This window comes from Micromonospora sp. ATLC16 (assembly GCF_057196645.1).
Window position 1 is genome coordinate 43,279 of record NZ_JBXUOW010000008.1, and the last position, 23,704, is coordinate 66,982.

At 70.1% G+C, this 23,704-nt stretch carries 19 protein-coding genes and 1 pseudogene; 11 read left to right on the top strand and 9 right to left on the bottom strand.

Annotated features, from left to right (window positions below):
* Positions 1-12: 12 nt before the first annotated feature.
* On the bottom strand, positions 13-906 hold the full coding sequence (locus tag AC2CHE_RS05630; protein WP_484503816.1) for a DUF72 domain-containing protein: 894 nt from the start codon (positions 904-906) through the stop codon (positions 13-15).
* Between the two features lie 110 nt (positions 907-1,016).
* Here AC2CHE_RS05630 and AC2CHE_RS05635 point away from each other — a divergent pair, with 110 nt between their 5' ends.
* A complete protein-coding gene (locus tag AC2CHE_RS05635) occupies positions 1,017-1,532 on the top strand; it encodes a 2'-5' RNA ligase family protein (RefSeq protein WP_484503817.1) in 516 nt (171 codons plus the stop codon).
* A 119-nt stretch (positions 1,533-1,651) separates the two neighbouring features.
* On the opposite strand, the gene AC2CHE_RS05640 is transcribed toward AC2CHE_RS05635, so the two are convergent.
* Positions 1,652-2,563 (bottom strand): siderophore-interacting protein, encoded by a 912-nt coding sequence (locus AC2CHE_RS05640; RefSeq protein WP_484503818.1) that lies wholly within the window; start codon positions 2,561-2,563, stop codon positions 1,652-1,654.
* On the bottom strand, positions 2,560-2,862 hold the full coding sequence (locus AC2CHE_RS05645) for an iron chelate uptake ABC transporter family permease subunit (protein ID WP_484503819.1): 303 nt from the start codon (positions 2,860-2,862) through the stop codon (positions 2,560-2,562). Before AC2CHE_RS05645 ends, AC2CHE_RS05640 begins: the two co-directional genes overlap by 4 nt.
* Positions 2,863-3,175: 313 nt before the next feature.
* Between AC2CHE_RS05645 and AC2CHE_RS05650 the strand changes: the two genes are divergently transcribed.
* Positions 3,176-4,912 carry a hypothetical protein gene (locus AC2CHE_RS05650; protein ID WP_484503820.1) on the top strand — a complete coding sequence of 579 codons (1,737 nt, stop codon included), beginning with the start codon at positions 3,176-3,178 and terminating at the stop codon, positions 4,910-4,912.
* Between the two features lie 103 nt (positions 4,913-5,015).
* On the opposite strand, the gene AC2CHE_RS05655 is transcribed toward AC2CHE_RS05650, so the two are convergent.
* Together AC2CHE_RS05655 and AC2CHE_RS05660 are read right to left on the bottom strand one after the other, a co-directional pair.
* Positions 5,016-5,669, bottom strand: a complete 654-nt coding sequence (locus tag AC2CHE_RS05655) for a hypothetical protein (RefSeq protein ID WP_484503821.1) — start codon at positions 5,667-5,669, stop codon at positions 5,016-5,018.
* Between the two features lie 243 nt (positions 5,670-5,912).
* A complete protein-coding gene (locus AC2CHE_RS05660; protein WP_484503822.1) occupies positions 5,913-6,149 on the bottom strand; it encodes a hypothetical protein in 237 nt (78 codons plus the stop codon).
* A 231-nt stretch (positions 6,150-6,380) separates the two neighbouring features.
* Between AC2CHE_RS05660 and AC2CHE_RS05665 the strand changes: the two genes are divergently transcribed.
* Both AC2CHE_RS05665 and AC2CHE_RS05670 read left to right on the top strand, forming a co-directional pair.
* Positions 6,381-8,447 carry a cellulase family glycosylhydrolase gene (locus tag AC2CHE_RS05665; RefSeq protein ID WP_484503823.1) on the top strand — a complete coding sequence of 689 codons (2,067 nt, stop codon included), beginning with the start codon at positions 6,381-6,383 and terminating at the stop codon, positions 8,445-8,447.
* A 62-nt stretch (positions 8,448-8,509) separates the two neighbouring features.
* A complete protein-coding gene (locus AC2CHE_RS05670) occupies positions 8,510-8,890 on the top strand; it encodes a YccF domain-containing protein (RefSeq protein WP_093403068.1) in 381 nt (126 codons plus the stop codon).
* A 66-nt stretch (positions 8,891-8,956) separates the two neighbouring features.
* Here AC2CHE_RS05670 and AC2CHE_RS05675 read toward each other — a convergent pair whose 3' ends face one another.
* The 3 genes from AC2CHE_RS05675 to AC2CHE_RS05685 form a co-directional block, all read right to left on the bottom strand.
* A complete protein-coding gene (locus AC2CHE_RS05675; protein WP_484503824.1) occupies positions 8,957-9,871 on the bottom strand; it encodes a cation diffusion facilitator family transporter in 915 nt (304 codons plus the stop codon).
* Positions 9,872-10,249: 378 nt separating this feature from the next.
* On the bottom strand, positions 10,250-11,626 hold the full coding sequence (locus AC2CHE_RS05680) for an FAD-dependent oxidoreductase (RefSeq protein ID WP_484503825.1): 1,377 nt from the start codon (positions 11,624-11,626) through the stop codon (positions 10,250-10,252).
* Between the two features lie 180 nt (positions 11,627-11,806).
* Positions 11,807-12,874 carry a DUF2855 family protein gene (locus tag AC2CHE_RS05685; RefSeq protein WP_484503826.1) on the bottom strand — a complete coding sequence of 356 codons (1,068 nt, stop codon included), beginning with the start codon at positions 12,872-12,874 and terminating at the stop codon, positions 11,807-11,809.
* Positions 12,875-13,117: 243 nt separating this feature from the next.
* On the opposite strand from AC2CHE_RS05685, the pseudogene AC2CHE_RS05690 reads away from it, so the two are divergent.
* From AC2CHE_RS05690 to AC2CHE_RS05710, 5 genes and pseudogenes are all read left to right on the top strand, one after another.
* Positions 13,118-13,168, top strand: a pseudogene (locus AC2CHE_RS05690) (hypothetical protein); the annotation flags it as partial.
* 196 nt (positions 13,169-13,364) lie between these two features.
* Entirely contained in the window at positions 13,365-13,463 is a 99-nt protein-coding gene (locus AC2CHE_RS05695; RefSeq protein ID WP_484503827.1) for a sigma factor-like helix-turn-helix DNA-binding protein, read from the top strand.
* A 52-nt stretch (positions 13,464-13,515) separates the two neighbouring features.
* The gene (locus AC2CHE_RS05700; RefSeq protein WP_484503828.1) at positions 13,516-15,078 is read left to right on the top strand and encodes a recombinase family protein; all 1,563 of its coding nucleotides are present in this window, start codon (positions 13,516-13,518) and stop codon (positions 15,076-15,078) included.
* A 1,155-nt stretch (positions 15,079-16,233) separates the two neighbouring features.
* The gene (locus AC2CHE_RS05705; RefSeq protein WP_484503829.1) at positions 16,234-16,878 is read left to right on the top strand and encodes an ABC transporter ATP-binding protein; all 645 of its coding nucleotides are present in this window, start codon (positions 16,234-16,236) and stop codon (positions 16,876-16,878) included.
* Complete coding sequence (locus AC2CHE_RS05710) at positions 16,875-19,235, top strand: hypothetical protein (RefSeq protein WP_484503830.1); 2,361 nt, start codon at positions 16,875-16,877, stop codon at positions 19,233-19,235. The genes AC2CHE_RS05705 and AC2CHE_RS05710 overlap by 4 nt, the downstream gene beginning before the upstream one ends.
* 569 nt (positions 19,236-19,804) lie before the next feature.
* Here the strand turns inward: AC2CHE_RS05710 and AC2CHE_RS05715 are convergent.
* Positions 19,805-20,326, bottom strand: coding sequence for a DUF5956 family protein (locus tag AC2CHE_RS05715; protein WP_484503831.1), 522 nt, complete (start codon positions 20,324-20,326; stop codon positions 19,805-19,807).
* Positions 20,327-21,242: 916 nt separating this feature from the next.
* On the opposite strand from AC2CHE_RS05715, the gene AC2CHE_RS05720 reads away from it, so the two are divergent.
* Together AC2CHE_RS05720 and AC2CHE_RS05725 are read left to right on the top strand one after the other, a co-directional pair.
* The gene (locus AC2CHE_RS05720; protein WP_484503832.1) at positions 21,243-22,079 is read left to right on the top strand and encodes a DUF2637 domain-containing protein; all 837 of its coding nucleotides are present in this window, start codon (positions 21,243-21,245) and stop codon (positions 22,077-22,079) included.
* 434 nt (positions 22,080-22,513) lie between these two features.
* Entirely contained in the window at positions 22,514-23,449 is a 936-nt protein-coding gene (locus tag AC2CHE_RS05725; RefSeq protein WP_484503833.1) for a replication-relaxation family protein, read from the top strand.
* Positions 23,450-23,704: the final 255 nt, after the last annotated feature.

Below are 23,704 nucleotides of genomic sequence, written 5' to 3' on the forward strand. Positions count from 1 at the left end.
CGCGTGGTCCGGTCAGGACGGTACGGCCCGCCGGGAGGCCCCGTCGAGCAGGCCGGACAGCCGTTCCGCGTCGCGTTGGGCCTGACCGGCGCAGCAGTTGTTGAACAGCACGTGCAGCTCGTCGGCCTGTCCGGCGAGGTCGACCAGCAGCTCGGACCAGCGGCGTAGTTCCTCGTCGCCGTAGGCGTACCGGAACCGGTCTTCCTTGTCGCCGCTGGTCCAGGCGCTGCTGTGGCCATGGAACCGGACCATCGCCAGGTCTGCGGTGGCGACCGGGATCGGCGGCACCGGGTCCGGATGCTCCTGCGGCATGTCCACGCAGCAGAAGGTCAGCTCCTGGTCACGTAGGAAGGCCAGCGTCTCCAGCGCCGCCGTCCCGTCGAACCATGAGGCGTGCCGCAACTCCACGGCCACCCGCCACGGCCGGCAGCGCGACGCCAGCTCGATGATCCGTCGCCGGGCCGCCTCGCCACGGGCCAGCCACGGTGGAAACTGCAACAGCACCGCACCGAGCCGGCCGGCCGCCGCGATCGGCGTCAGCGCCGCCCGGAACCGGCTCCACAGCTCGTCGTACGCGGCCGTCGGCAGCTCGCGCCGGCGGATCCGGGTCGGTCCGCCGGTCGGGCGCAGGTCGGCGGGCAGGGTGGCGACCGGCGTCGGGTGGCCGGTGAAGAGGCTGAACGCCTTGACGTTGAAGGTGAACCCGTCGGGTGTGGCGTCGACCCAGCCCTGCGCGGTCTCCGGTGCGGGCACCGCGTAGTACGACGTGTCCACCTCGACCAACCCGAACCGGTCGGCGTAGTGGCCCAGGCGACCGGCCGGGGTGTTCACCTGACGCGGATACCAGCCGGAACGCACCAGCGTCCGGTCCGCCCACGAGGACGTGCCCACCTTGATGACACCCATGTAATTCAGTGGACCGCCGAACGGGCAGATCGGCAACCGCTGGGACGGTCGGCGTCGCCGCGCCCCGGGCCGTGAGTGACCTACCTCGGACGCCACCCTAGAGTGATCATGTGGTCGCCGCGTTGGAGCTTTACCTGGACACCGTCGCCACCCGGCGGATCCGGATGCTGTGGGACGCGCTGGAGGCCGAGGGGGTGCAGAGCATGCGCTCCCTGCTGGAGCAGCGGCACCGGCCCCACGTCTCGCTCGCGGTCGCGCCGCGTTTCGACCCGGAGCAGGTCACCGCGGCGCTGGCCGGCACCACGGTGGCGGCACCGCTGCGGCTGTCATTCCAGCACGCCGGTCAGTTCGTCGGCCGGGTGCTGTGGTTGGGTCCGGTACCCACCCCGGAACTGCTGGCGCACCACCGACGGGTGCACGACCTGCTCGTCGCGGGCGGGGTGACGCTGGTGGAGCACTACCGGCCGGGCCGGTGGGTGCCGCACTGCACGCTGTCCATGCGGGTGCCGAACGCGCTGATGGCTGCCGCCGTACGCCGCTGCCTGGAGGTGCTCCCACTGGAGGCGACCGTCGTCGCCGCCGCCCTGACCGACCACGCCCGCAACATCTCCCACCCCCTCCCCTGACCCCCCACCCACCCCCCTCTTCCCCACCTCCCCTGCGTCGTTGATCATGAGGTTAGCGGCGGTGTTGATCTCCTACACTGCCGCCAACCTCATGATCAACAGGGAGGGTGGGGAGGGGGTCAGGAAGCGTCGGGGCGGCCGTGGCGCCAGTAGCCCATGAAGGCCACGGCGCGGCGATCCAGGCCGCGCTCGGCGACCAGGTGCCGGCGGATGGTACGGATGACTCCGGCCTCGCCCGCCAACCAGGCGTAGAGCGGTGCTGCCGGGGGTGCGTCGGGGACATCCCAGAGGATCTCGTGGTCCACGTCCGCCTCGTCGACCGACTGCGGCCGACCTCCGTCGACTGGGGTGCTGGCGAGCAGGTCGTCAGCGGCTGCGGCGACGGCGGCGACAAGCCGGCTGCCGTACCCACCGGCGCCCCGGGGCAGCCAGGTCACCTCGATGCCGGGCGGCGTGATCAGCGACTGCGCGTCACCGGCCTCCGGGACCTCCAGCAACACCCGGCCGCGCGCGTCCAGCGGCAACCGTTCGCAGATGCCGCTGATCGCCGGCACCGCCGTCTCGTCCCCGGCCAGCAACAGGCGCCCGGTCGACGGGGGCTGGAACTCGACCCCGCCGTGGTCGCCGCCGTACGCCGAGTCGGGGCCCACGATGGCGATCTCGTCGCCGGGGCTGACCCGGCAGGCCCACCGGGTGGCCGGTCCGCCGTCGCCGTGCAGCACCAGGTCGACGTCGACCTCGCTCAGGTACGGCCGGACCGCACGAACCGTGTACGTCCGGATCGGGTTGCGCTCGTGATCCGGCAGGGTCCGCCACTGCGCGTACCAGTCCGGCCCTTGCGGAAGGCGGACGCCGGTCCGGCCGGGCAGCGGTAACGCCAACTTGATCCGCTGGTCGTACCCGTTGTCGGCGAAGCGGTCCAGGTCGGGGCCGGTGAAGGTGACCCGGACGAAGGACGGGCTGAGCCGACGTACCGCGCGGACCTCGACGGCGAACAGCCGCCAGGGCGCGATGGGCAGAGTGTGGGTCATGGTGCCTCTCCGGGTCGGGTCGGTGCGCTTACCGGGGTGGCCGCCGCGCCGAGCGCGACCAGTCGGGTGCGTTCCCGCCGGACGCCGAGCACCCGTGGGGTGTCGTCGTCGAGCGTCATCAGGTCCAGCTCGGGCCGGGCGGCGACCACGGCCGGCGTGATCACCAGTAGGGCTATCGCCACCGGCAGCACCTGCGTCGAGGTGCGGCCGTGCACCACCGTGGTGCCGTGGTAGCCCAGGCGCAGGTCGACACCGCGTATGCTCTGTTCGGCGTCGTTCACCATCAGTCCGCTCGACATGAGGTTAGGTTAACCTAACCTAACTACGTGTCAAGACGCGGGCTTGTTTCACTTTCGCCGCCCCACCAGCCCCCTCTCGACGCCGGCGAGCAGGGTCGATACGTCAGGCCGCGTCTACGGCCAGTCCCTAGCGCCCACCCGGGGCGCGCAGCCACGTGCGATCGGGCGGGACGCCGATGCCAGACCATCCGTCAGTCGGCTCGAAATCCGTACCGGGGTGGGAGGACAGAGTAGTCGGAGCAGCGGTAACGTTGCGCGTCATCCGTCGCCGGCCCGCCGGCGTGGCGCTCTTCGATCCTACGGAGGATGGGGCATGTCCATCGGCGAGGAGCCGTTCGCAGTCCGCGACGACCTGGCCTCGCGGCCGAACTTCGAGGTCACCCTGCGCGGGTACGAGAAACGGCAGGTGGAACGCTATGTCGAGCAGGCGGACAGTCGACTGGCCGCGGTCTCGGCAGAGCGGGACCGGGCCACGGCGCGGCTGCGGGAGCTGAGCGGCAAGCTCCAGGCGGTCCAGAGCGAGATGGCCGAGCTGCGGCAGCGACCGGCGCAAGTGGACAAGGCCACTTTCCAGGACGTGGGCCCGATGGTCGGCCAGATCCTGGACCTGGCAGAGAAGCAGGCCGCCTCGATCATCGACACGCACACCCAGCGGGCCACCAAGCTCCAGGCGGAGGCGGAGAAGACGCTTGCCAACGCGCGGGAACGCACCGTCAAGGCGTTGGCCGACCTTGAGGAGGAACTGGCCTCCCGGCGGGCCGAGCACGAGAAGAAGTACGACGAGTTGCGGGCGGCGGCCGACGCGGGGCTGGCCGAGACCCGCGAGCGAGCCGACAAGCTGCGCGCCGACGGGGAGGCCGCGCACGAGCGCGCCCAGCAGGAGGCCCAGCGGATCGGCGAGCAGTGCCGACAGCAGGTCGAGCAGGCCCGCTCGGCGGCGGAGGCGCTGACCACCTCGGCGCGTACCCAGATCCACCAGGAGATCCAGGCGGCCCGGTCGAAGAGCCAGCAGGAGCTGGCGCAGTGGCGGGCCTCGGTCGATGAGGAACTGGCCGAGCGGCGGGCCACGGCCGAGGAGGACCTGACCGAGCAGCGGGCTGCCGTCGAGCGTGAGCTGGCCGCGCAACGGACCGCCGCCGAGCAGCGGGTCAGCTCGATGATCGCCGATGCCCAGCAGTACTCGGCCGAGGTCCGCAAGCGCGCCGACGAGCAGGCGGCCGAGGTGCGCAAGTTCAGCGACGAGCAGGCCGCGGTAGCCGAGGAACAGTTGCACGCCGTCCAGCTTGAGGTCGGGGAGCAGCGTCAGGCACTGGCCCAGTTGCACGAGCAGTTGGACGACGCCGAGCAGCAGCTCGACGAGGCCCGCCGCGCCAAGGACGCCACCGAGGCCGAGCTGACCCGGATGCGGCAGCTGCTGGAGGAGACCGGCCACGAGCTTGTGGCGGAGCGCCAGCGACTGGACGAGGTACGCCGGGCCGTCGAGGCCGCCGAGCGGCACGCCAAGGAGACCCGGGCCCGGGTGCAGCGGGAGGCCAAGCGGGTCGCCGATTTGGCGGCCGCAGCGGTGATGGCGGCTGCGGCCGGTGGCGGCGAGACCGCCGAGTACCCGATGGTGGCCGCCCGACTGGGGGTCTCCCGGACCGGTGGCGACGCGGCCACGGCGGGCGGTGGCGAGGTGACCTCGGCGGCCGATGCCCAGGCCGAGGGGGCGGCAGCCGCTACCGAGGGGAACGCCGAGCGGGCCGGGTCGGATCCGGAGCGGACGGTCACCGACCCCGCCGACCCGGCAGGCCAGGACCGCAACGGAGCCGCGACTGGCAGGCCCGGCAACCCACAGTCGGGCTCGGGCAAAGTCGGGGCCGGGCCGGAGGACGGTGCCCGCCCGTTGGTGGATCCGGTTGCTCGCGCGACGGCGGCGGTGGCGGCAGGCGGGCCGGGCGGCATCGACTGGTTCGCCGGCCAGCCGGCGAACCAGCAGTCCGACCTGGACGAGCCGGCGGCACCCGCCGCGAACGACACCGAACGGGCGCCCGAGCCGGCGGCGAACTGATCGGGCACCCGAGCGGAGCCGGCGCCAACCGGCCGGTCCGCGCAAGCCTGCCGGAGGCGGCCTGAGCCCGTCCGCCGGTCGTCGACCGGCGGACGGTTGCTCATCACGGCCGGCGGGGCAGCCAGCCGAGGAAGCGGTTACGCGCCCGGGCCGGCGGCAGCCCGGGTAGATCCCGGGCGGCGGCGAGCAGACAGGAGCCCAGGTAGACCGCGAGCGCGGCGCGGGCCCCGCCGAACTCCGCGAGCAGTTGGCTCTGCTTGACCGCGCACGGCCACTCCTGTCCGCAACCGGTGCAGGTCCAGTTCGGTGGCGAGGGCAGGTGCTCCGGCGGTTTGACCGAGCGGTAGCGGACGGCGGCGCTGTTGCCTCGGCCGACCCGGCTGGGGGGCCGGGGTGGATCGCCGGGCACGGGGTGTTGACGGGTGAACAGCTCCCGTCGCGCGAGTCCGAGCGCCCCGCCCACCCGGACCAGCGCGTCCGGTCCCGGGCGGTAGCCGACCAGGGCACCCAGCAGGTGGTGACCCAGCAGGTCGAAGGCTTCCGGCCCGAGGGCGAGGTCGCGGCAGAGCGCGATCAGTCGCGTCGGTGCCGACACCCGCTGCGCCACCAGTGCACCGCGCAGCACGTCCCGCAGGGCACCACCCAGGTCGGACGTGCGAGATCCCACGATGCCGATCAGTTCTGTCTCACCGGCGATCCGCCGGCGTGCCTCAGCCGTCGCCAGTCGGACGATGTCCGTCGGATCCTTGGTCTCCAACACCCCACCCCTTCACCCGTTGGTCGATCAGCTACCTCTCGTTCGACACCCTTCGCATGATCATGGCCACGGAGGGTCGCCGGCCAGCCTGGTGCGCACGCCGGACCGCACCGATCAGCCCAAAAAACGAAACTCCCCTGACATCGACAACGAGCGAGATCCACCGGCGCGACGGATGCGCCGCGAGAACGGACTGACCCCCGCCTCCCCGGCCCTGGCCGGACTGTGGCGGCACACCACGAGCTACCTCAACCACGTCGTCCTGAGCAACCCGTGCGCGTACCGCGCGAGTTCGAGAGTGCGGCGGGGCCGCCGGCCGATCGCGGCGGCGATGGTGCCGACGCGGCGCTGGGGGCGAACAACCGGCGACGGGTGGTTCAGCAGCTCGTGCGCCAGCGTCCAGGCGAGCGCAGCGGCCACGCCCGCCTGGACGGCGAGGATCGCGTACAACTCCAGGCTCCGGCGTCGCTCCCGCCCCACGGGTCGTCACCGATCCTCTGAAAGCCCAAATTCAACCGTTCCGGTGCGCTGATCCGGTGCGGCCCCCGCCAAACCGCCGTCCCCACCTGCACAGAAGGTGCGTATATCGCGGAGCGTCGATTGACAAAGTTGATGATCCCAACTTATGGTGCGAGCCGGCCGGATGTTTCCGGTGGCCCGGCGACGCCCGGCCAGCCACCCCGTCGACACCATCACCACGCGAGGAGCGTCATGGCTGGGCTGAAGGGCACACCACGCAGGACACGTTGGCGATTCGGCGTGGTCGCCAGCGGCATCGCCGTACTACTCGCCGGGGCTGGCCTGATCACCGCCGGCAGCGCCCACGCGGCGGCCGGATGCCGGGTGGCGTACTCCGCGGCCAGCCAGTGGCCGGGCGGATTCACCGCCAACGTCGCGGTGACCAACCTCGGCGACCCGCTCAACGGCTGGCGGCTGACCTGGACGTTCCCCTCGGGACAGCGGGTCACCCAGGCGTGGAACGCCACGGTCACCTCGTCGGGCAACGACGTCACCGCCAGCAACGTCAGCTACAACGCCGCCCTGGGCACCAACCAGACCGTCTCGTTCGGCTTCAACGGGTCGTGGTCCGGCAGCAACAGCGCACCGACCACGTTCGCGCTCAACGGCGTCGCCTGCACCGGCAGCGTCGGCACCACCCCACCGCCGAGCACCCCGCCGCCGGCCGGCGACCCGATGGCCTACGTGGCCGCGATGCAGCCCGGCTGGAACCTCGGCAACACCTTCGACGCGGTCGGCGCCGACGAGACCGCGTGGGGCAACCCACGCGTCACCGAGGCCCAACTCGACGCCGTACGGGCGCAGGGCTTCAACAGCATCCGGATCCCGGTGACCTGGAGCAACCACCACGGCCCCGCGCCGTCGTACACGATCGACGCGGCCTGGCTGAACCGCGTCAAGGAGGTCGTCGGCTGGGCCCTGGACGACGGCTTCTACGTGATGATCAACCTGCACCACGACTCGTGGCAGTGGATTCACGAGATGCCGACGAACCGGACCACGGTGCTCAACCGCTACAACGCGCTGTGGACCCAGATCGCCGCGGCGTTCCGGGACCACTCGCCCAGGCTGCACTTCGAGAGCGTCAACGAGCCGCAGTTCGCCAACAGCTCCGGCGACGCCCAGAACGCGGAGCTGCTGCACGAACTGAACGTGAACTTCCACCGGATCGTGCGCGCCTCGGGCGGCACCAACGCCACCCGGATGCTGGTCCTGCCGACCCTGCACACCTCATCCGAGCAGGCCCGGATCAACGAGCTGACCACGACGATCAACCAGCTCGACGACCGCAACCTGATCGCGACCGTGCACTTCTACGGCTACTGGCCGTTCAGCGTCAACGTCGCCGGTGGCACCCGCTTCGACGCCACCACCCGGCAGGATCTGACCGACTCCTTCGACCGGGTGCACGACGCCTTCGTGACCCGCAACATCCCGGTCGTCATCGGCGAGTACGGGCTGCTCGGCTTCGACCGGCACACCGGCACCATCCAGCAGGGCGAGAAGCTCAAGTTCTTCGAGTTCCTCGGGCACTACGCGCGATCCAGGCGGATCACCACTCAGCTCTGGGACAATGGCCAGCACTTCGACCGGGTCGCCTTCCAGTGGAAGGACCCGGAGCTGTGGGCCCAGATCAGGTCGAGCTGGACGACCCGCTCCGGCACCGCGTCGTCCGACCAGGTGTACGTGCCGCGCACCGGCTCGATCACCGCGAAGTCGCTGACCCTCAACCTGAACGGCACCACCTTCTCCGGGTTGCGCCAGGGCAGCGCGAATCTGACGCAGGGCACCGACTACACGGTCTCCGGCAACCAGCTCACCATCACCGCGAGCGCGCTGACCCGGCTGGCCGGCAACCGGGCGTACGGAGTCAACGCCAGCCTCCAGGCCCGCTTCTCGGCCGGTGTGCCCTGGCGGATCGACGTGATCAGCTACGACACTGCGGTCCTGTCCAACGCCACCGGAACGACGGCCGCCTTCGCCATTCCGACCCAGTTCCACGGTGACCAGCTCGCCACCATGGAGGCGAGGTACGCCGACGGCAGCAACGCCGGCCCGCACGACTGGACGTCGTTCAAGGAGTTCGACGTGGCCTTCAGCCCCGACTACCCGGGTAACCGGATCACGTTGACGGATACCTTCTTCGGCGAGGTCCGCGACGGCGCGGCGGTCACCCTCACCTTCCACTACTGGAGTGGCGCCCAGGTCACCTACCGCGTCACCAGGTCCGGCGGCAACGTCACCGGGGTCACCGGCTGACCCGCCCGCGCCACCCGCCGCCTCCCGGGTGGCCGGTGGCCCGCAGCGGTCATCATGGGAGCATGATCCGATTCCTGCTGAACGTGCTCTGGCTCATCTTCGGTGGCGGCCTGGTGCTGGCGATCGGCTACGGTATCGCCGCCCTGATCTGCTTCGTGCTCGTCGTCACCATCCCGTTCGGCGTGGCGTCGCTGCGGCTGGCGTCGTACTCGCTGTGGCCCTTCGGCCGGACCCTGGCGCCCAAGCCCGGCGTCGGGGTGGCCTCGGGTCTGGCCAACATCATCTGGGTGCTGCTGGCCGGCTGGTGGCTGGCGCTCTCGCACATCGTCGCCGGCGTCGGCCTCTGCCTGACCATCATCGGAATCCCGTTCGGCGTGGCCAACTTCAAGCTCGTCCCGGCGGCGATCTGGCCGTTGGGGCAGGAGGTCGTACCCGCGCCATGAGAGTCGACACATCGCCGAGCGCGAGCTGGGCACGGTGATGAACGATGTCCAGCTGCGCTGACCGACTCACCAGTGGGCGCCGCCGCAGACGCCTTCGGCATCGCGTGGTTCGACCTGCAACGTGGCGTGCTCGATGGTGAAGCGGTCGTGCAGTAGCTGGCGGGCGGCGGCCAACACCGGGGTCAGCTCGGCTCCGGCGTCCAGGGTGAGGTGTGCCGAGGCCACCTCCATCCCCGAGGTCAGCGTCCACACGTGCAGGTCGTGCACGTCGGCGACGCCATCGAGCCCGCGCAGCCCGTCGCGTACCTCGGCGACGTCCAGGTGCGGCGGCGCGGCCTGCACCAGGACCCGAAGCGCGGCGCGGGCGAGGCGGTAGGTGCGCGGCAGGATGAACAGGCCCACCCCGACGGCGACGATCGGGTCCGCGTACCACCAGCCGGTCAGCGCGATCACCCCGGCCGCGACCAGCACGCCGACCGAGGCGAGCAGGTCACCGAGGACCTCCAGGTAGGCGCCGCGCACGTTGAGGCTCTCCGTCGACCCGGCGCGCAGCAGCAGAAAGGCGACCACGTTGGCGACCAGCCCGCCGACGGCCACCGCCAGCATCGGGCCGACCAGCACCTCCGGCGGTTCGTCGAACCGCCGCAGCGCCTCCACCAGCACGTAGAGGGCCACCCCGGAGAGCAGCACCGCGTTGGCCAGCGCCGCCAGGACCTCCATCCGGTACAGGCCGAAGGTGCGCTGACCGTCCCGGGAGGCCCGGCTCGCGGCGGTGATCGCGGCGAGCGCCATGCCGATGCCCAGCACGTCGGTGAACATGTGCCCGGCGTCCGACAGCAGGGCCAGGGAGCCGGTCACCCAGGCTCCGACCGCCTCCACCAGCATGAAGATCGCCAACAGGGCGAAGGCCGCCCACAGTCGCCCGCGGTGCTTCTCCCCCGCCCGGGCAGCCTGCTGCCCGTGATCGTGCCCGGCACCCACCCGTGTCCCCTCTCACCGCCCCCTAAAATATGCGTACATTGCTATGAGCGCAAGCATCGGGCCTGACCTCGACGGTCCGGCGAGGAGCCTCAGTGACTCGGCGAGCCGGCACCACCGGCGGTCACCTGGCGGCGGACGGCCTCGGGCAGGTCGACTCCGGCGACGCGGAGCCAGGTCTCCCGGAGAGCGGCAGGCCCCAACCGGTCGACAAGGCGACGCAGGTGAGCGCGCGGTGCTCAGCCGGCGACGTCGGCGGACCCGGCCGGTCCGGGAACCGCACCTCGGCGCGGGCGTGGTGGACCGGATCCCAGTCCTCCAGCGGTCGCCGGCCGAGGCTCGGCCGCTCGGGGGTGAGAGGGAGGCACGGCGCGGAGGACGTCAGCGCACGCGCCGGTTGGCGCGCAGGGCGCCGAGGATCACCTTCGGTGTGGCCAGCGAACTCGGGTGCCTGCGCATCGAGACGACGTCGTTGAACCGGCGGGCTGTGGTCACGTCGGTGACGGTCGCCGCGACGATCTGCCGGCTCACCCAGCTGGAGAATCGGTAGCCGCGTGGGTAGGGACCCTCGACGTGCGGCAACGCCAGGTCGGCCGAGGTCGAGATCGACCAGGCTGCATCGACCACGATCCTCTGAAGGGCGAAGAAGTGGCGGGCCGGCAGCGCGAGGTCCGGACCGGGCCGCAGGTAGTGAGCCAGGCAGGCCGCGTGCAGCGCGGCGGCGGTGATGCCCTGCCCGTACACCGGGTTGAACGAGGCGACCGCGTCACCGACGCTGACCAGCCCGCCCGGCAGCCGGGTCACCGCGTGGAAGTCCCGACGCCGGCTGTCGGCGTGCCGGTAGGTCTGCACGTCGCCGAGGATCTCGCTGTCGGCGACCGTCGCGAACTCCGGCGGGAACTGCTCCCGCAGCCGGCGGACGAAATCCTCGGCGGTACGGCCGGGACGGTGCTCCCCGTAACCGGCCATCATCGCCATCCACCGACCGTCCTCGATCGCGAAGAACGCCGCACCGGCCACGTCCACGTACCTCGTCGGACTGTGCAGCGCCAGCACCACCGCGTGCTCCGGGTTCGCCTCGTGGCGCCGGAACAGGGCGGTCGCGTAATTCAGGTGCACCGTCATCCGCCGCAGCGCCGGCCGCTCCCACCCGGCCTCGGCCAGCCAGTCGGACAGCCGGCTGGACCGTCCCATGGCGTCCACCACCAGGTCGGCGTGCTCGACACCGGGCGAACCGCCGACCTCGCACCGGACCCCGCTGGTCACCGGACCGTCGAACACCAGCCCGGTGGCCCGCGCGGTGACGGTCTTGACATTGGGTAGCCGCAACACCTGCTGCCGGATCAACGACTCCAGCAGCGGCCGGCTGCCGGCCAGGCTGTCGGCGTCGTCCGGTACGACGACCTTCAGCCGGCCGTCCAGGTAGTTGCGCCGGGCCGCGGGCGGCGCCTCGATCGCCCCCTGGGCCAGCGCCTGGTCCCGGAATCCGGGGAACAGCTGCTCCAACTGGAGGAAGCCGCCGGGCAGCAGGGCGTGCAGTTGGGTCCCCTGGGGCACGCCCGGTCGCCCACCGGTCGCCTGCAGGTCGTCGCGGTCGATGACCACCACACTCTCGGCGTGATCGGAGAGCACCCGGGCGGCCAGCAGGCCGGCGATGCTGCCGCCGATCACCACCGCCTTGCCCATGACAGGGGATGTTTGGTCGGACGGTCGCACCGCGTTCAGCGCGGCGAGGATCCGAGCCGGAGAGAGGGACATCGTGCTCTCCAAAGGGGTATGAGGTGTGGCGCCTTCCCGCCCGCCTGCCAGCGATGCTCGGGCAGACCGACGGAGCCGGGCAGTCGGCATGACGCCCAACGATCGTTGCACAGGGAGGGAACGCCAACGGTGATCCATCCCACACCCGGTCGCCGCTGTCTCCGGCCGGCTCCGCTCCGGTCAGAGCTGGACGACCCGCCCCACCCGGGGCGCAGTACGGCCCGCGAGCACGTCGAGCCAGGCCCGCTCCAGCGCGGCCGGGCCGGTGCCGAGCTGGACGTCGAGCCATCCGCCGGCCAGCTCGGCGAAGCGCCCCCAGGCGTCGGCGAAGCGTCGGTCGAGCCCGTCGCGCCCCCAGTCCAGGCGGCGTTTGCGCATCTGCACCGGGGCGAAGAAGACCTCCCCGGCGGCATCGGCGTTCGGGATCTGGTTGGTCAGACCGACCGCGATGTCACGGACCAGCCGGTCACCGAGGTGCCGCCGCAGGCCGACCCGGGTGACGGGCGCACCGGACAGGTCCAGGTAGGCGGTCGGCACCGGGTCGAGGGCGGCGATCCCGTCGTACGGCAGCACCTCGTCGTAGCAGCCGAGCGCCCGGGTGAACGCGAGGTTGTCGGGCGAGGTCAGCCCGACCAGGCGCGGGCCGCGCCCGCGCAGTTCGACGGCGGCGGCGTACGCGGTCTTGCTGGACGCCGACGAGAACACCAGCGACGTCGCGCCGTAGCAGTCGTTGTCGACGATCTGGTCGGCAAGCATGAACGAGGTGAAGAAGAGCGGCCGGAACAGGATCAGCAGATCCTCCTGGTCGGCCCGGTACGCCGGGTCATCGACGGTCGAGCGGTACCCGTTGTACGGCGAGGGCAGCTCGGCCCGGTGCGCGCTGGCGTCCCGGAAACCTGATCCATCCACTCTCGACGGCCGCACCACCAGGTGCCCGGCCGGCGGAAGATAGCCGTAAACCCGCTGCCCCACCTCGACCCCGCTGACGGTCGAGGCGACCACCTCGGCGAAGCCCCACAGCGGCGGCAGCCCCCACTGCCCGTCCAGCCCGTGCCGGTCGGGCGGGAAGAACTCCCAGTAACGCATCGACTCGCCGAGCACCGCATAGGTGACGTTGTTCGCGGTCAGTCCGACGCGGTCCACGCGCAGCAGCGCCTCGCCGTCGGACAGCGCGGGCACGGCACGCTCCACCAGGGTGGTGCGGTTCAGCTCGGCACGGGCCACGGCGAACGTCCAGGAGGCAGCCATGCTGAGACGCTAGGCAGTCAGCGCCACCGAAACAAGATGCACTACTAGTGCAAAATCCCACTCCGCGTCGACACCGCACAACCTTTCCTGGCGACCCGGGGTCTTCCTGTCATGGACGATGCCCAGACAGGGCTGGAGGGCTCAGGTGACCGATGACGGCTTCGCGAGTTCGTCGAGATCAGGTACACGGACCTGATCCGGACCGCGTACCTGCTGACCGGATCCCGGCACGCGGCCGAGGATCTGGTGCAGATCGCGCTGATGCGGGCGACGGGCCGGTGGCGGCAGGTGGACGAACCGATGGCGTACGTCCGCCGGACCATGGTCAACGAGCGGACCAGGCTGTGGCGGCGGTTCGATTCCCGGGAGTTTCTCGCCGGTGTCACGGATTCCTGGCGGCCCCAGAGCGAACCCGGCCGGGACATCGCCCAGGCGGATGTCGTGGTCCGCGACGAGATGCTCGCCGCGTTGCACGACCTGCCGCCCCCAGATGCGCGCGGTGCTAGTGCTGCGTTACTGGGAGGACCTCCCCGAGAGCCAGGTCGCCGCGGCGCTCGGCTGCTCGGTCGGCACCGTCAAGAATCGTTAGAAGCTATGGTCGATGTTGCCGACACGGACGTCGATCTAGGGGGACGGTTCTGATGGTACGGCGGAAGGCCCGGTCGGGGAACCGGGGCCGGTTCGACAGCAAGGACGCGCTGCTGGCCGGTGGCGTAGAGGTGCGGGCGCTGCGGTATCAGCGTGCGAGTCAGGACAAGAAGGAGCAGGGCAAGAGTGTCCACGACCAGGGTGTGCTCAACCTGGCGGAGATCACGAAGCGGTCCTGGACGGACGCGGGGTCGTTCACGGACAACCACCGCTCGGCGAGCCGGCGCGCGACGAAGGAGCGGGAGCAGTTCGAGTTGTTGATCGAGCAGATCCTCGCCGGCAAGGGTGACGTGCTGGTGGTCTGGGAGATCTCCCGCAAGGAACGGGACCTCGCGGTGTTCGTGAAGATCCGGGACATGTGCCACGAGGTCGGTCTCAACTTCTGGCTGGTCGGTGGGGTGCTGTATGACCTGCGGGACAAGAACGACCGGATGATGCTCGGCTTCCAGGCCGTACAGGCAGAGTGGATGGCCGACTCGATCCGCGACAACGTGCTGCGCGGCATCGTCGGCGCCGCCGAGGCAGGCCGCCCGCACGGGAAGGTCACCTACGGGTACCGGCGGATCTACGACCAGCGCACCAAGGCGCTGCTGCGCCAGGAGCCGGACACCGAGATCCGCAAAGCCGTGGCGGCGGACGGGACGGTGACGGAGTATTCGCACGCTCAGGTGGTGCGGGACAACTTCCGCAAGATCGCCGAGGGCATGCCGCTGACCGCCCGTGAAGCCGAACTCAATCGGCTCGGGATCCCGGCCTCGCAGGGTGGGATCTGGCGGCGCGGAATCCTGCGCAAGCAGATGATGAACCCGGCCTACATCGGCAAGCGGGTGCTCCGAGGCGAGATCGTCGGCGACGGCATCTGGCCCGCACTCGTCGACGAGGAGACGTACTGGTCGGTGGTGCGGATGCTGGGCGACCCGTCGCGCACCACGACCCGGCCCGCCCGCGCGGTGCATCTGCTGTCGTACTTGGTCCGCTGCGGCGTATGTGACGGGCCGCTGTCGTCGCAGAAGGTGAACCGGCACGGCTGGACCGGGCAGGTGTACTCCTGCCTGCACAAGCGGTGCGCCGCGGTGAAGGCCGAGTTCCTGGACGAGTACGTGCAGCGCACGGTGGTGGCGTGGCTGTCGCGCCCCGACGTGTACGACATCCTCACCGCCGCCAGCGCCACCGACGAGGACGTAGCGCACGCCCGCGCCGAAGCACAACGGCTGCGCGGGGAGTTGGAGGACTGGCGCAAGCTCGGCGAGGAGGGCGAGGTCACCGCGATCGCCTACGCCCGCGCCGAGAAGGGCCTCCTCGCCCAGATCGCCGAGCACGAGCAACGGGCCGCCGATGCCGGGATCCCGGCCGTGCTGCGCGGGCGCATCGGCGACGAGGCGGTGCAGGCGTGGCAGGACCTCGGCGATGACATCGCGGTCAAGCGGGAGATCATTCGGCTCGTCGCCGACATCAAACTCCTGCGCGCCGGGTTCAAGGGCGAACGCCGCACCTTCGGCCGCCACCGCCTCGACTGGCGGTGGAAGTTCGGCCCGCAGGACCAGCAGGCGGCCTGAGTCGCGGCGGGCGACAGGTGCGATGGGTCGGCGGACGACTTGACCTTCCGGCCGGCGTGAGCGTCGATCGTGTCCACCGCCCGGGCCTGGACCTGCTGGGCCCGGGTGGTGTGTGACCCCGTCGACGGAAGGTGGATCGCCGTGATTGCCGCAACCTCCAGTGTTTCGGCCAGCGGGGCATGTGTGCTGCGGCGCGCCGCGCCCGCCGCGCCATGACGCTGGCGCGTCCGGTCGTCACGCGGCAGGCACCGGTGCTGTGGCGGGACCACCGTCGCGCCGTGCACGACGGCGATGCGCCCCCGTCGTGTCGCAGCTGGTTTACCCCGATGGACTGCCCAGCCACCACCAGCGGTCGAGAGCGGCTGGCGGGCATGGCCATGTCCGCCGCTTGAAGCCTGGGGGGCACGGGCTGCAGAGCGGTCGTGTGCCCCCAAGGGGTCCTGCAGCGGATTCGGTAGCATCGGTGACTTACCAGCAGACGTTCAGACATCAATCTCATGTCGTCGAAGCGCCTCTCTTCCTCGCCGAGCCGCAGCGGAACTTCGTGCATCTACATGCCCGGCGGGAAGTTTTCGGTGCGCGGTGCTCCCGCCAGCGCTGGGCACCTACCGAGAAGATCCGCGGCCCGTTGCCATCAGGAGGCGTCCGGCCTGCGAAGAATCATGAGTTAAGTATTGACGGAGACCTAACCGCGCGAGGAGTATCGGACGGGTTACGAACCGGTTTCGTGCACAACATCATTCACATTTTCGGGGAGGTGGATCGATAGATCAAACGATTCCGTAGAGGCGTGGCAGCGGGGATTCTCACGACATGCGCCCTTTCGACTCTGGTGCTCACTGGGCCGGCACCTGCTCTCGCGGTTGGCGGCGACTGCACCGCGAAGAAGGAGACGAGCGGCCTGAACAACCGAGGCGGGGCGAATTGTTCATCGCTGCAGGCTGATTCGAAGGCGCGGCCGAAGCTGATCCGGAACTTGGGACCGGACTACACCGGTGACTACTTCACCGCGCTCAATGTGTGGAGGTACACCGACTGGTACACCTGCTACTCCGGATGCAGCGGAGCGTATGAGATCACGCACGTCTGATTTGTGGCAGGATCGCGTGGTGGGCCGGCACTTCCGGCCCGCCACGCGAGTCCGCCGGGGGTGCCATGATCACGCTTGAGCAGGTGACCGTCAAATATCCGGATGTCATACCGCTCGATGGGCTCGACTTCACTCTGCCGCCCGGTACGACTGGGGTCATGGGTCCGAGTGGCAGCGGCAAGAGCACGCTATTGCGCCTCCTGGCTGGGGAGCAAGCGCCCACCTCCGGCAGGGTCAGCATCGATGGCACTGCCGTAGTCACGACGTCGTGGCGTTCGGCGGGCGATCCCAGGGTGTCCTTCATCCATCAGGACTACCGTCTGGTGCCGTTCCTGACGGTCGAGCAGAACATGTTGCTGGCCGCTGAACTGAGGGGTGTCAGCCGCTCACGGGCGGACGTCGGTGCGATGCTCGGTCGCGTTGCGCTGCCCATGTCGATGCGGGACCGTCTTCCGGCGAAGTTGTCGGGGGGCCAGCAACAACGCGTGGCGATCGCCCGTGCACTTATGGCGGGAACCTCGGTCATCCTCGCCGACGAGCCGACCGGGGCGCTTGACGTAGACAACACCGAGCGGGTCGCGGACATCCTTGTCGATCTCGGACACCAGGAACAGCTGGTGGTCGTAGTCGCTACCCACGACCCGGACGTGGCGCGGCGCCTGGATCGTTGCTTCGAGCTGTCCCGGGGCAAGCTGGTGCAGTTGGCATGAGCTCTCGCCTCGGTGGCTCGGCACTGACCGTGGCCTTCGTGCGTCACCGCGTGGCACAGGTGGCCGTGCTCACGCTGCTGGGCTTCATGCTGGGTGGAACCGTGGTCGGCCTGGCCGTGGCCCGCACCAGCGCCGAACGGGCGATCCAGGACTCGGTTCGGGCCGATATCGGGGGCAATCGCTACGCGCTTCAGACCGGCGATCCCGCGGCGAGCGCGACTATCTCGACCGTCCCGGACGCCATGCCGGTGCAGGACCAGACGGGTGACGTGCTCGCGGGTGACCTCTCGGCACCCGTGCTGGTTCGTGCCTACACCACGCCATCCTTGGAGCTGGGGGTCCTCACTCAGGGCACCCGACCCCGGGACGCCGGCGAGCTCCTGCTGTCTGAGTCAACCGCGCAGGCCCTGGGCATCTCGATCGGCGACACGGTTCAGGTGCGAACAGGGGATGGCCAACGACCGGGACGGGTCGTGGGCCTGTCAGTGGATCCGGCCAACCGGACGACGAGCACCTTGGTGCAACTCGTGGCGAGGTCGGCGGAGTTCCGGCCCGCTATCTGGCTCAGCGATACGGACTTCTACACAGTGGCCACGCTGCAGCCCATCCTCGATCAGCGCACGGCTACCTACCAGTCCGTGGACTCTGTCCTTGAGGCCACCGCGCAGAACAGACCCCAGTTCCTCAGCGCCATGCGGTTCGTCCCGGCCGGCTGTGGTCTGCTGTTGGGCATCCTGCTCGTCGCGGCGGGTGCGGTGCTGTCCCGTCGATGGCGGCTTGACGCCGAAGCACTGATCGCCGCAGGGATGGCGCCCGCGCTGGCGTGGCGCAGAGTGCTGTCCATCGTCTGCGCGACCGTGCTGGCTGGCGAGATCCTCGGCGGCTGCACCGCGTCCGCTGTCCTGTTCCTCGCACGCGACCCGGTATCCGGGTGGGTGGGGCAGCAATGGGTAGGGATCGCGATCCCGTGGCAGGAACCCATCGCTGTGCTGGGTCTGACCATCATCTTGGCGCTGGCGGCCGTGCCGCTGACGCGGCTCAGCTCGCGGTGGGCGCAACGCCGCCCTACGCGGCCCTCCCAAGGTCGCTGGGCGACCACGTCGGGGGCAGTAGCCGTAGGTCTTGGCCTTGCCGCACTTGTGGTCCTGACGCGGGTGTCACCGGGGTCGCAGTCAGGTCGCGTCGCCGCGCTCGCACCATTGGCGGCCGGTGTCGTCGCGTTCGCACTGCCGTCAGTGTTCGCACCCATCCTCTGCTGGGGACTGCCCACGGCTACCAGGATTCTGATGCGGCACCTGCTCGCGGGTCTGCGGCCAGTCGCGGCCACCGGCGCGGTCGTCGTGGTGCTCAGCGGATACTGGTCGGCGCAGAGCACCTACGACGCTAACGTCGGTGAAGCTCTGTCGAGCCCGCTCGAACCAGCCGGTTCCTTCGTCGTCAGCGAGATGCCGGACACCTCGATTCAGGCGCTGGAGTCGTTCTACCGATCGCACGGTGGGCGGCAGATCGTGCGCTACGCAATCCCCGACGAGTCGAAGGCTCAGCTTCGCGTGACGGCGCCGAAGGTGCTCACATGCATGTCCAGCCAGCGCACACTCAATCCGAATGATGTGACGGACTGCTTCCCCCGAAAGTCAGCGGCACCACTCAACCGGGTCATGCTCGGCGCACCCGGGTCGGCACCACGAGCCGACCAACACCTGCTGGAGACCGGAAAGGTCGGGCTGCTGGTGTTCGCTAGCGGAGACGGGACGGCATCGATGCGCGCCGACACCCACGCGGAAGCCGACCCGCTGCTCGGCGGCAACCTGCCCGGCTTGGTGGTCGCCCCGGACAGCGTCGTGGCCGAGAAATTCGGGCTCACCGCGAACGGAACCAGCGAGGTACTTCTTCCGGACTTCGACCGATTGTCACCCCGCGACCAGTTCCTCGTTCGAGCGGCAGCAATCCGGCTCGCCCCGAGCGCGCAGATCGCCAGCGGGACCGACCCAACAGCCTACGACCGGCTACGCTCCGTAGCCAACACCGCCAGCTTCCTCGGCGCGACGACGGCCACCATAATTCTTCTCCTGGGTGGCTTCGCATTGGTCGTCGCGCACTCACTGACCAGACGCACACTCGTCGACATCGGCGCGGTACCCGGCCGGAGGTGGGGGATCGTCGCCCGGTGGACCGCCGTCCCCCTGACGACCGCAGCCTTGGCCATTCCATTGACCATCTACACGGCGTCCGGCGGGGGGCAGCGCACGGAAGCATCGTACGGGAACCTGTGGTTCCTACCCGGCGTCCTTGGTGCCGCCGCCTCCCTGATCCTTGGGTCGGCGTTCATGCGCCCACCCCCGACGGCAGACGAATAGACGCGAGGTGCGGCACTGCTCGTCGGACCAGTCCACCTGTAGGCGGCACCGCGACTGTCCCCGGAGCAGTCCCGAGCGTTCACCTCGGAGTTGCCAGCGCGGCTGCGAGGGCTTGGGGTCAGACGCATAAGCGACGGCCCCGAGCAGAATGCGGCGTTCGGAGATCCTCCGCTGACGATCAGTGCGGCACGAAGGAGGCTATACCGGAGCCGACGGCCAAGATCTGGATCATCTCCGGAGTCTGCTGGTACGCGCAGGTGCGTGAGACGGCGACGGTGTGGGAGACGTTGGACCGCGAGGTTCCGGTTGCCGTCACCATTCCCGCTGCCTACGCGCCGGCGGGCGAGGCTTCCGGGCAGTGGGTGGCCGCTCTGTCCGCGCCTCTGGTGAGTGCGATGCCGTCGAAGCCGACCCGCTACGACTGCGGTTCGGAATAGGTCTCACGCCGGACGACGCTCGCGCACGGGGTGGTCGCCCTGCCGTGCCCACACTGCTCTACGTGATGCTGGCGGCACCGATTTGAGCTAGTCGCGCTGCCAGCAGCGATCGGGAGGGCCAGCTCCGGGTCTCTAGGGAGTGCTGCGCAAGGTTCGTGCGGTCAGCTCCACGAACGGCTCGCTCATCTCCGCGCCGATGCCCTGCTGCTGGGCGCGGCGCCCCACCTCGTCCAGGACCTCCTCAACGCTTGCGTATCCGGTCGGTGGCTTGAACAGCCACAACCGTCCCCGGGGCCGGCCTGTGATCCCGACACGTTCCAACGACCAAGCGGTGTCGTTGTCGACCTCGTTACGCGACTCCCAGCTGGAGCGGACCGTCTGCTCGCGGATCACCCGGCGGGTCTTCGGGTCCTGCTCGTACCACCACTCGTAGCGGGTCGCCCGGTCCGGCACCCAGGTCCGCAGGTCGCGGGGCCACACTACCGGCAGGAACGCGTGCAGTGGCGCGTCCGACGCCAGCTGCCAGCCCTGCGCGGTCAGCTCCCGCACTTCCGGCAACTGCTCGGGGGTCAACCCGTCGGCGTCCACCTCGCTGGCCCGCTCGGCGGCCGGATCCGGGGGCTGGTCCACGCCCCAGTCATAGGTGACGTCCATGGCCGCAGCGTACGACCTGCCGCTGGTCTGTTGACCGCCGTACGCCTCGAAGAGCCAGCCCTCATTGGCGGTGAGGTGCGTCTGCCGCTGAGCGAGGTTCGCGTGTTGAGATCGGCCTTCCAAAGTTCGGGCGGCCTCGTGAGGTTTTTCTGCCCCGATCGCCGGACGGGATCGGACTGTGGAGTGATAGAGCGGACCGCGTAGCACTCCGTAGGATTTACGGCAAGCCCCTTGATCATTCCGTTACAAAACAGGGGTTGACTCCATCGGTTTTCCCGGGGCGTAATGGAGTGACGTTCCCGCAGCGCCGGTTGGCGCGGTCGGCCACACACGCAGCGGGCAGGCACCCCCGGACGGGGTGCCTGCCGTTGTTCGTGCCGACGTCGTGCGGGGGCATTGAGAGTAGGGAGGCCCCACATGAAGGATCGCCTGTCGGCGAGTTGAGCCGCCGCACCACCTGAGCGCTTCTATGGCGCTGGCGGTGGTGAGTCCCGATCTGGTGTGGCTCGGCTTGGCCGCCTGCCCCTGTGTCCGCGCGTCGAAACGCAGCCCTGTTGTGTCGGTTGTGGCGACGCCTGCTGCCCTGCTGCCTGCCCCTGCGCGGGGTGAGGCGTGTTCGTTGACTCGACCATAGTGACTGTTCGCCGTCCCCTGCCCACGTGAAGGGTCCGCCCTGCCGGGCGTCACCCGGCAGGTTCGCGCCTGCCCGGAAGCTGACCCGAGCCGGGCAGTCGCTACCCCGGGGCCGATCCTTCCCATGCCCGCACCCGTAACCCAAACAACTTGATCGAGGAGCAGAACGTGATAGCGCACCACACCAACCCGTCCGATATGGCGGTAGCCGTCGCGGACCGCCGTTCCACGACAACGCCCACCGCGGACATGCATGCGCCGCCCGAATCTGGATGGTGGGCCGTTGGCGACACCTGACCAGCGACACCTCAACTCACCACACCCGGCGGGCGCGAGGCGGCAGCGGTGGGAGGACCGCACCCAGGTGGCGATCATGCTGCTGATCGGCGGCGCGGCCGGCGCGGCGTCGTTCACCCACGTGCACGACGTCGCCGCCGCGCACGGCCAGCCGGGCTGGCTGGCCTGGGCCGACGCGATCGTCCTCGAGCTGATGTCGATCGCCGCCGGTCTGCAGCTGCGCCGCAAACGGCGCCTCGGCACGTCCGTCGCCTTCCCCGCCGCGGTGCTCGTGGTGGCGGTACTGCTGTCGCTGGCCGCGCAGGTGGTCGAGGCGGAGGCATCGGTGATCGGCTGGATCGCCGCCGCCCTCCCAGCCCTCGGGTTCCTGGCGATGGTCAAGATCGCTCTCAGCCGCACCGACCCCACCCCGCCCAAGCAGACCGCCCGACCCGAGCGAACAAAGCCCGGACCGCCGCCCGCTGTTGACGCGACGGTCCCGGACATCGGAGCAACGGTCCCCGTCACCGCCAGCGCGGTTCCGGACCGCGGGACCACGGTCCCCGCCGTCACGGACCAACCTCTGGCGGTCCTGGACCGCCGGGACACCGAGATGGCGACGGACGAGGACGGTCCGGAGGTCGCCGCGCTGGTCCCGGCCGCCCGGACCGCCGCCCGCACTCTCACCGCCGAGGGGACACCGCTGTCCCGCAAGGCCCTCGCGCACCAGCTACGCGCGGACGGGCACCAGTTGTCCAACGCCACCGCCTCCGCGCTCGTGCGTGTCCTGCGCGCCGAGACCACCGCGCCCGAACCGGATCTGTCACCGAGGGAGGCCGCGTGACAGAGCTTCGACCATCGGCTGCTGTCAGCTCGAGCAGCCACTGTCAGAACCGCACCCACGCCTGCCAGAAGACGCGGCAGCTGACACCACCTGACCAGCCCTGTCAGCGCGGGTCCGTCCGCCACGGCGGACGGCTTACGCACCGCACACCCGCCTCTTCGACCTTGGAGCAGCAACGATGACGACCCACTCCAGCGACCTTCAGCGGCGTCGCCAGCTGAACCCATGCAGGGTTGCACGGCACCGTCGCCTCGCAGCCGTTGTGCCCGGCGGTTCAGCGGTCAGCGCCGCTCTCCGTTCTACCGTCCGTCTTGATCCTGACCCCCAACCTGACGCCCCGACTTCGCTTACAGCCCAGGTCAACCCCGCTGTCAGCGGTCCGAGACCGCTCCAGACAGACCCTCCAGTCTCGGGTCTCCCCCCAGGGGCTGCCCGTGGGTAAACACCTGCCGACCGCGGATCCGCTACTGCGCCTGCAGGCCAGCGTCACCGCCCGCGACGACCGGCTCCTGGGTTGGCTCTACGACCACGGCGTGCTCACCACCGACCAGATCGCCGCCGCCCTCTTCCCATCCCTGGACTTCACCCAACGCCGGCTACGCCGCCTCACCGCCCTACGGGCAGTGGACCGATTCCGGCCCAACAAGGCCGACGGCGGCTCCCACCCCTACCACTACGTCCTGGACCAACTCGGCTACGACCACGTCCACGCCCAACGCGGACTCCCCCGAGGCCGCCGCGACCAGGCACGCCGACGCAAACACTCCCTCACCCGCCGCCCGGACCTGCCACACCTGCTCGGTGCCAACCAGATCTTCATCGACCTCGCCGCACACGCCCGCACCCACCCCGACACCGAGCTGACCCGCTGGCAGCCCGCATCGGCCTACCACGAACCCGGCACCCTCTACCGAAAAGGCGGCGACCCACAGATCATCATCGCCGGAGCGACCGGCTTCCCCCGCCCGGACGGCGCCGGGGTGTGGACCGAGCACGGACGGTCCGTGCCGTTCTTCCTCGAGTACGACACCAGCGGAGAAAGCCTCCAGGTCCTCATCGACAAAGTCATCAAATACGAGCGGCTGTACACGATGAGCACCTGGGCATGGCCAGTGCTGTTCCATCTCCCCTCGGCCCGCCGGGAGGCGAACCTGCACCACCGGATCGCCGGCACCGGCCTCGAGACCGTCATCGCCACCACCACCGCCGAACTACGCACCGCCCTCACCGCCAGCCCCGCCCATCAGGTCTGGCAGCTACCCGGCCGCGCCGGCCGTCACCGCCTCATCGACCTGCCCTACACCGACACCCGCCACGACGACGAATACCCCGCCCACCACCAACCCGAGCCGGACGAGCGGGCCGCCTGATGAGGCCAGGCGGAAGACGCGGTGCGTACGGCGGCCCCAAACGCCCTACACCGCTGGACCTACTCGCACCCGCCGCAGCGGTAGCCGTTGTGCGCGCACGGGCGCACACCGAGGCGACGAGAGCGGACCCCGCACGTCGGAGAGGAGTCGTCAGGTCTGTCAGCAGAGCTGTTCGGAGGCAGATCCGCGCCCACCCGCGCACTCACACCGACGGCACACCGCTGTGAGTCGCTGTGAGCGGCGAACCTCTTCACT

Excerpts from the sequence above, each read along its gene's own strand:
- AC2CHE_RS05630 (WP_484503816.1), bottom strand. The coding sequence starts at position 906 with ATGGGTGTCATCAAGGTGGGCACGTCCTCGTGGGCGGACCGGACGCTG.
- AC2CHE_RS05640 (WP_484503818.1), bottom strand. The coding sequence starts at position 2,563 with ATGACCCACACTCTGCCCATCGCGCCCTGGCGGCTGTTCGCCGTCGAG.
- AC2CHE_RS05645 (WP_484503819.1), bottom strand. The coding sequence starts at position 2,862 with ATGTCGAGCGGACTGATGGTGAACGACGCCGAACAGAGCATACGCGGT.
- AC2CHE_RS05650 (WP_484503820.1), top strand. The coding sequence starts at position 3,176 with ATGTCCATCGGCGAGGAGCCGTTCGCAGTCCGCGACGACCTGGCCTCG.
- AC2CHE_RS05665 (WP_484503823.1), top strand. The coding sequence starts at position 6,381 with ATGGCTGGGCTGAAGGGCACACCACGCAGGACACGTTGGCGATTCGGC.
- AC2CHE_RS05670 (WP_093403068.1), top strand. The coding sequence starts at position 8,510 with ATGATCCGATTCCTGCTGAACGTGCTCTGGCTCATCTTCGGTGGCGGC.
- AC2CHE_RS05680 (WP_484503825.1), bottom strand. The coding sequence starts at position 11,626 with ATGTCCCTCTCTCCGGCTCGGATCCTCGCCGCGCTGAACGCGGTGCGA.
- AC2CHE_RS05685 (WP_484503826.1), bottom strand. The coding sequence starts at position 12,874 with ATGGCTGCCTCCTGGACGTTCGCCGTGGCCCGTGCCGAGCTGAACCGC.
- AC2CHE_RS05695 (WP_484503827.1), top strand. The coding sequence starts at position 13,365 with ATGCGCGCGGTGCTAGTGCTGCGTTACTGGGAGGACCTCCCCGAGAGC.
- AC2CHE_RS05700 (WP_484503828.1), top strand. The coding sequence starts at position 13,516 with ATGGTACGGCGGAAGGCCCGGTCGGGGAACCGGGGCCGGTTCGACAGC.
- AC2CHE_RS05705 (WP_484503829.1), top strand. The coding sequence starts at position 16,234 with ATGATCACGCTTGAGCAGGTGACCGTCAAATATCCGGATGTCATACCG.
- AC2CHE_RS05710 (WP_484503830.1), top strand. The coding sequence starts at position 16,875 with ATGAGCTCTCGCCTCGGTGGCTCGGCACTGACCGTGGCCTTCGTGCGT.
- AC2CHE_RS05715 (WP_484503831.1), bottom strand. The coding sequence starts at position 20,326 with ATGGACGTCACCTATGACTGGGGCGTGGACCAGCCCCCGGATCCGGCC.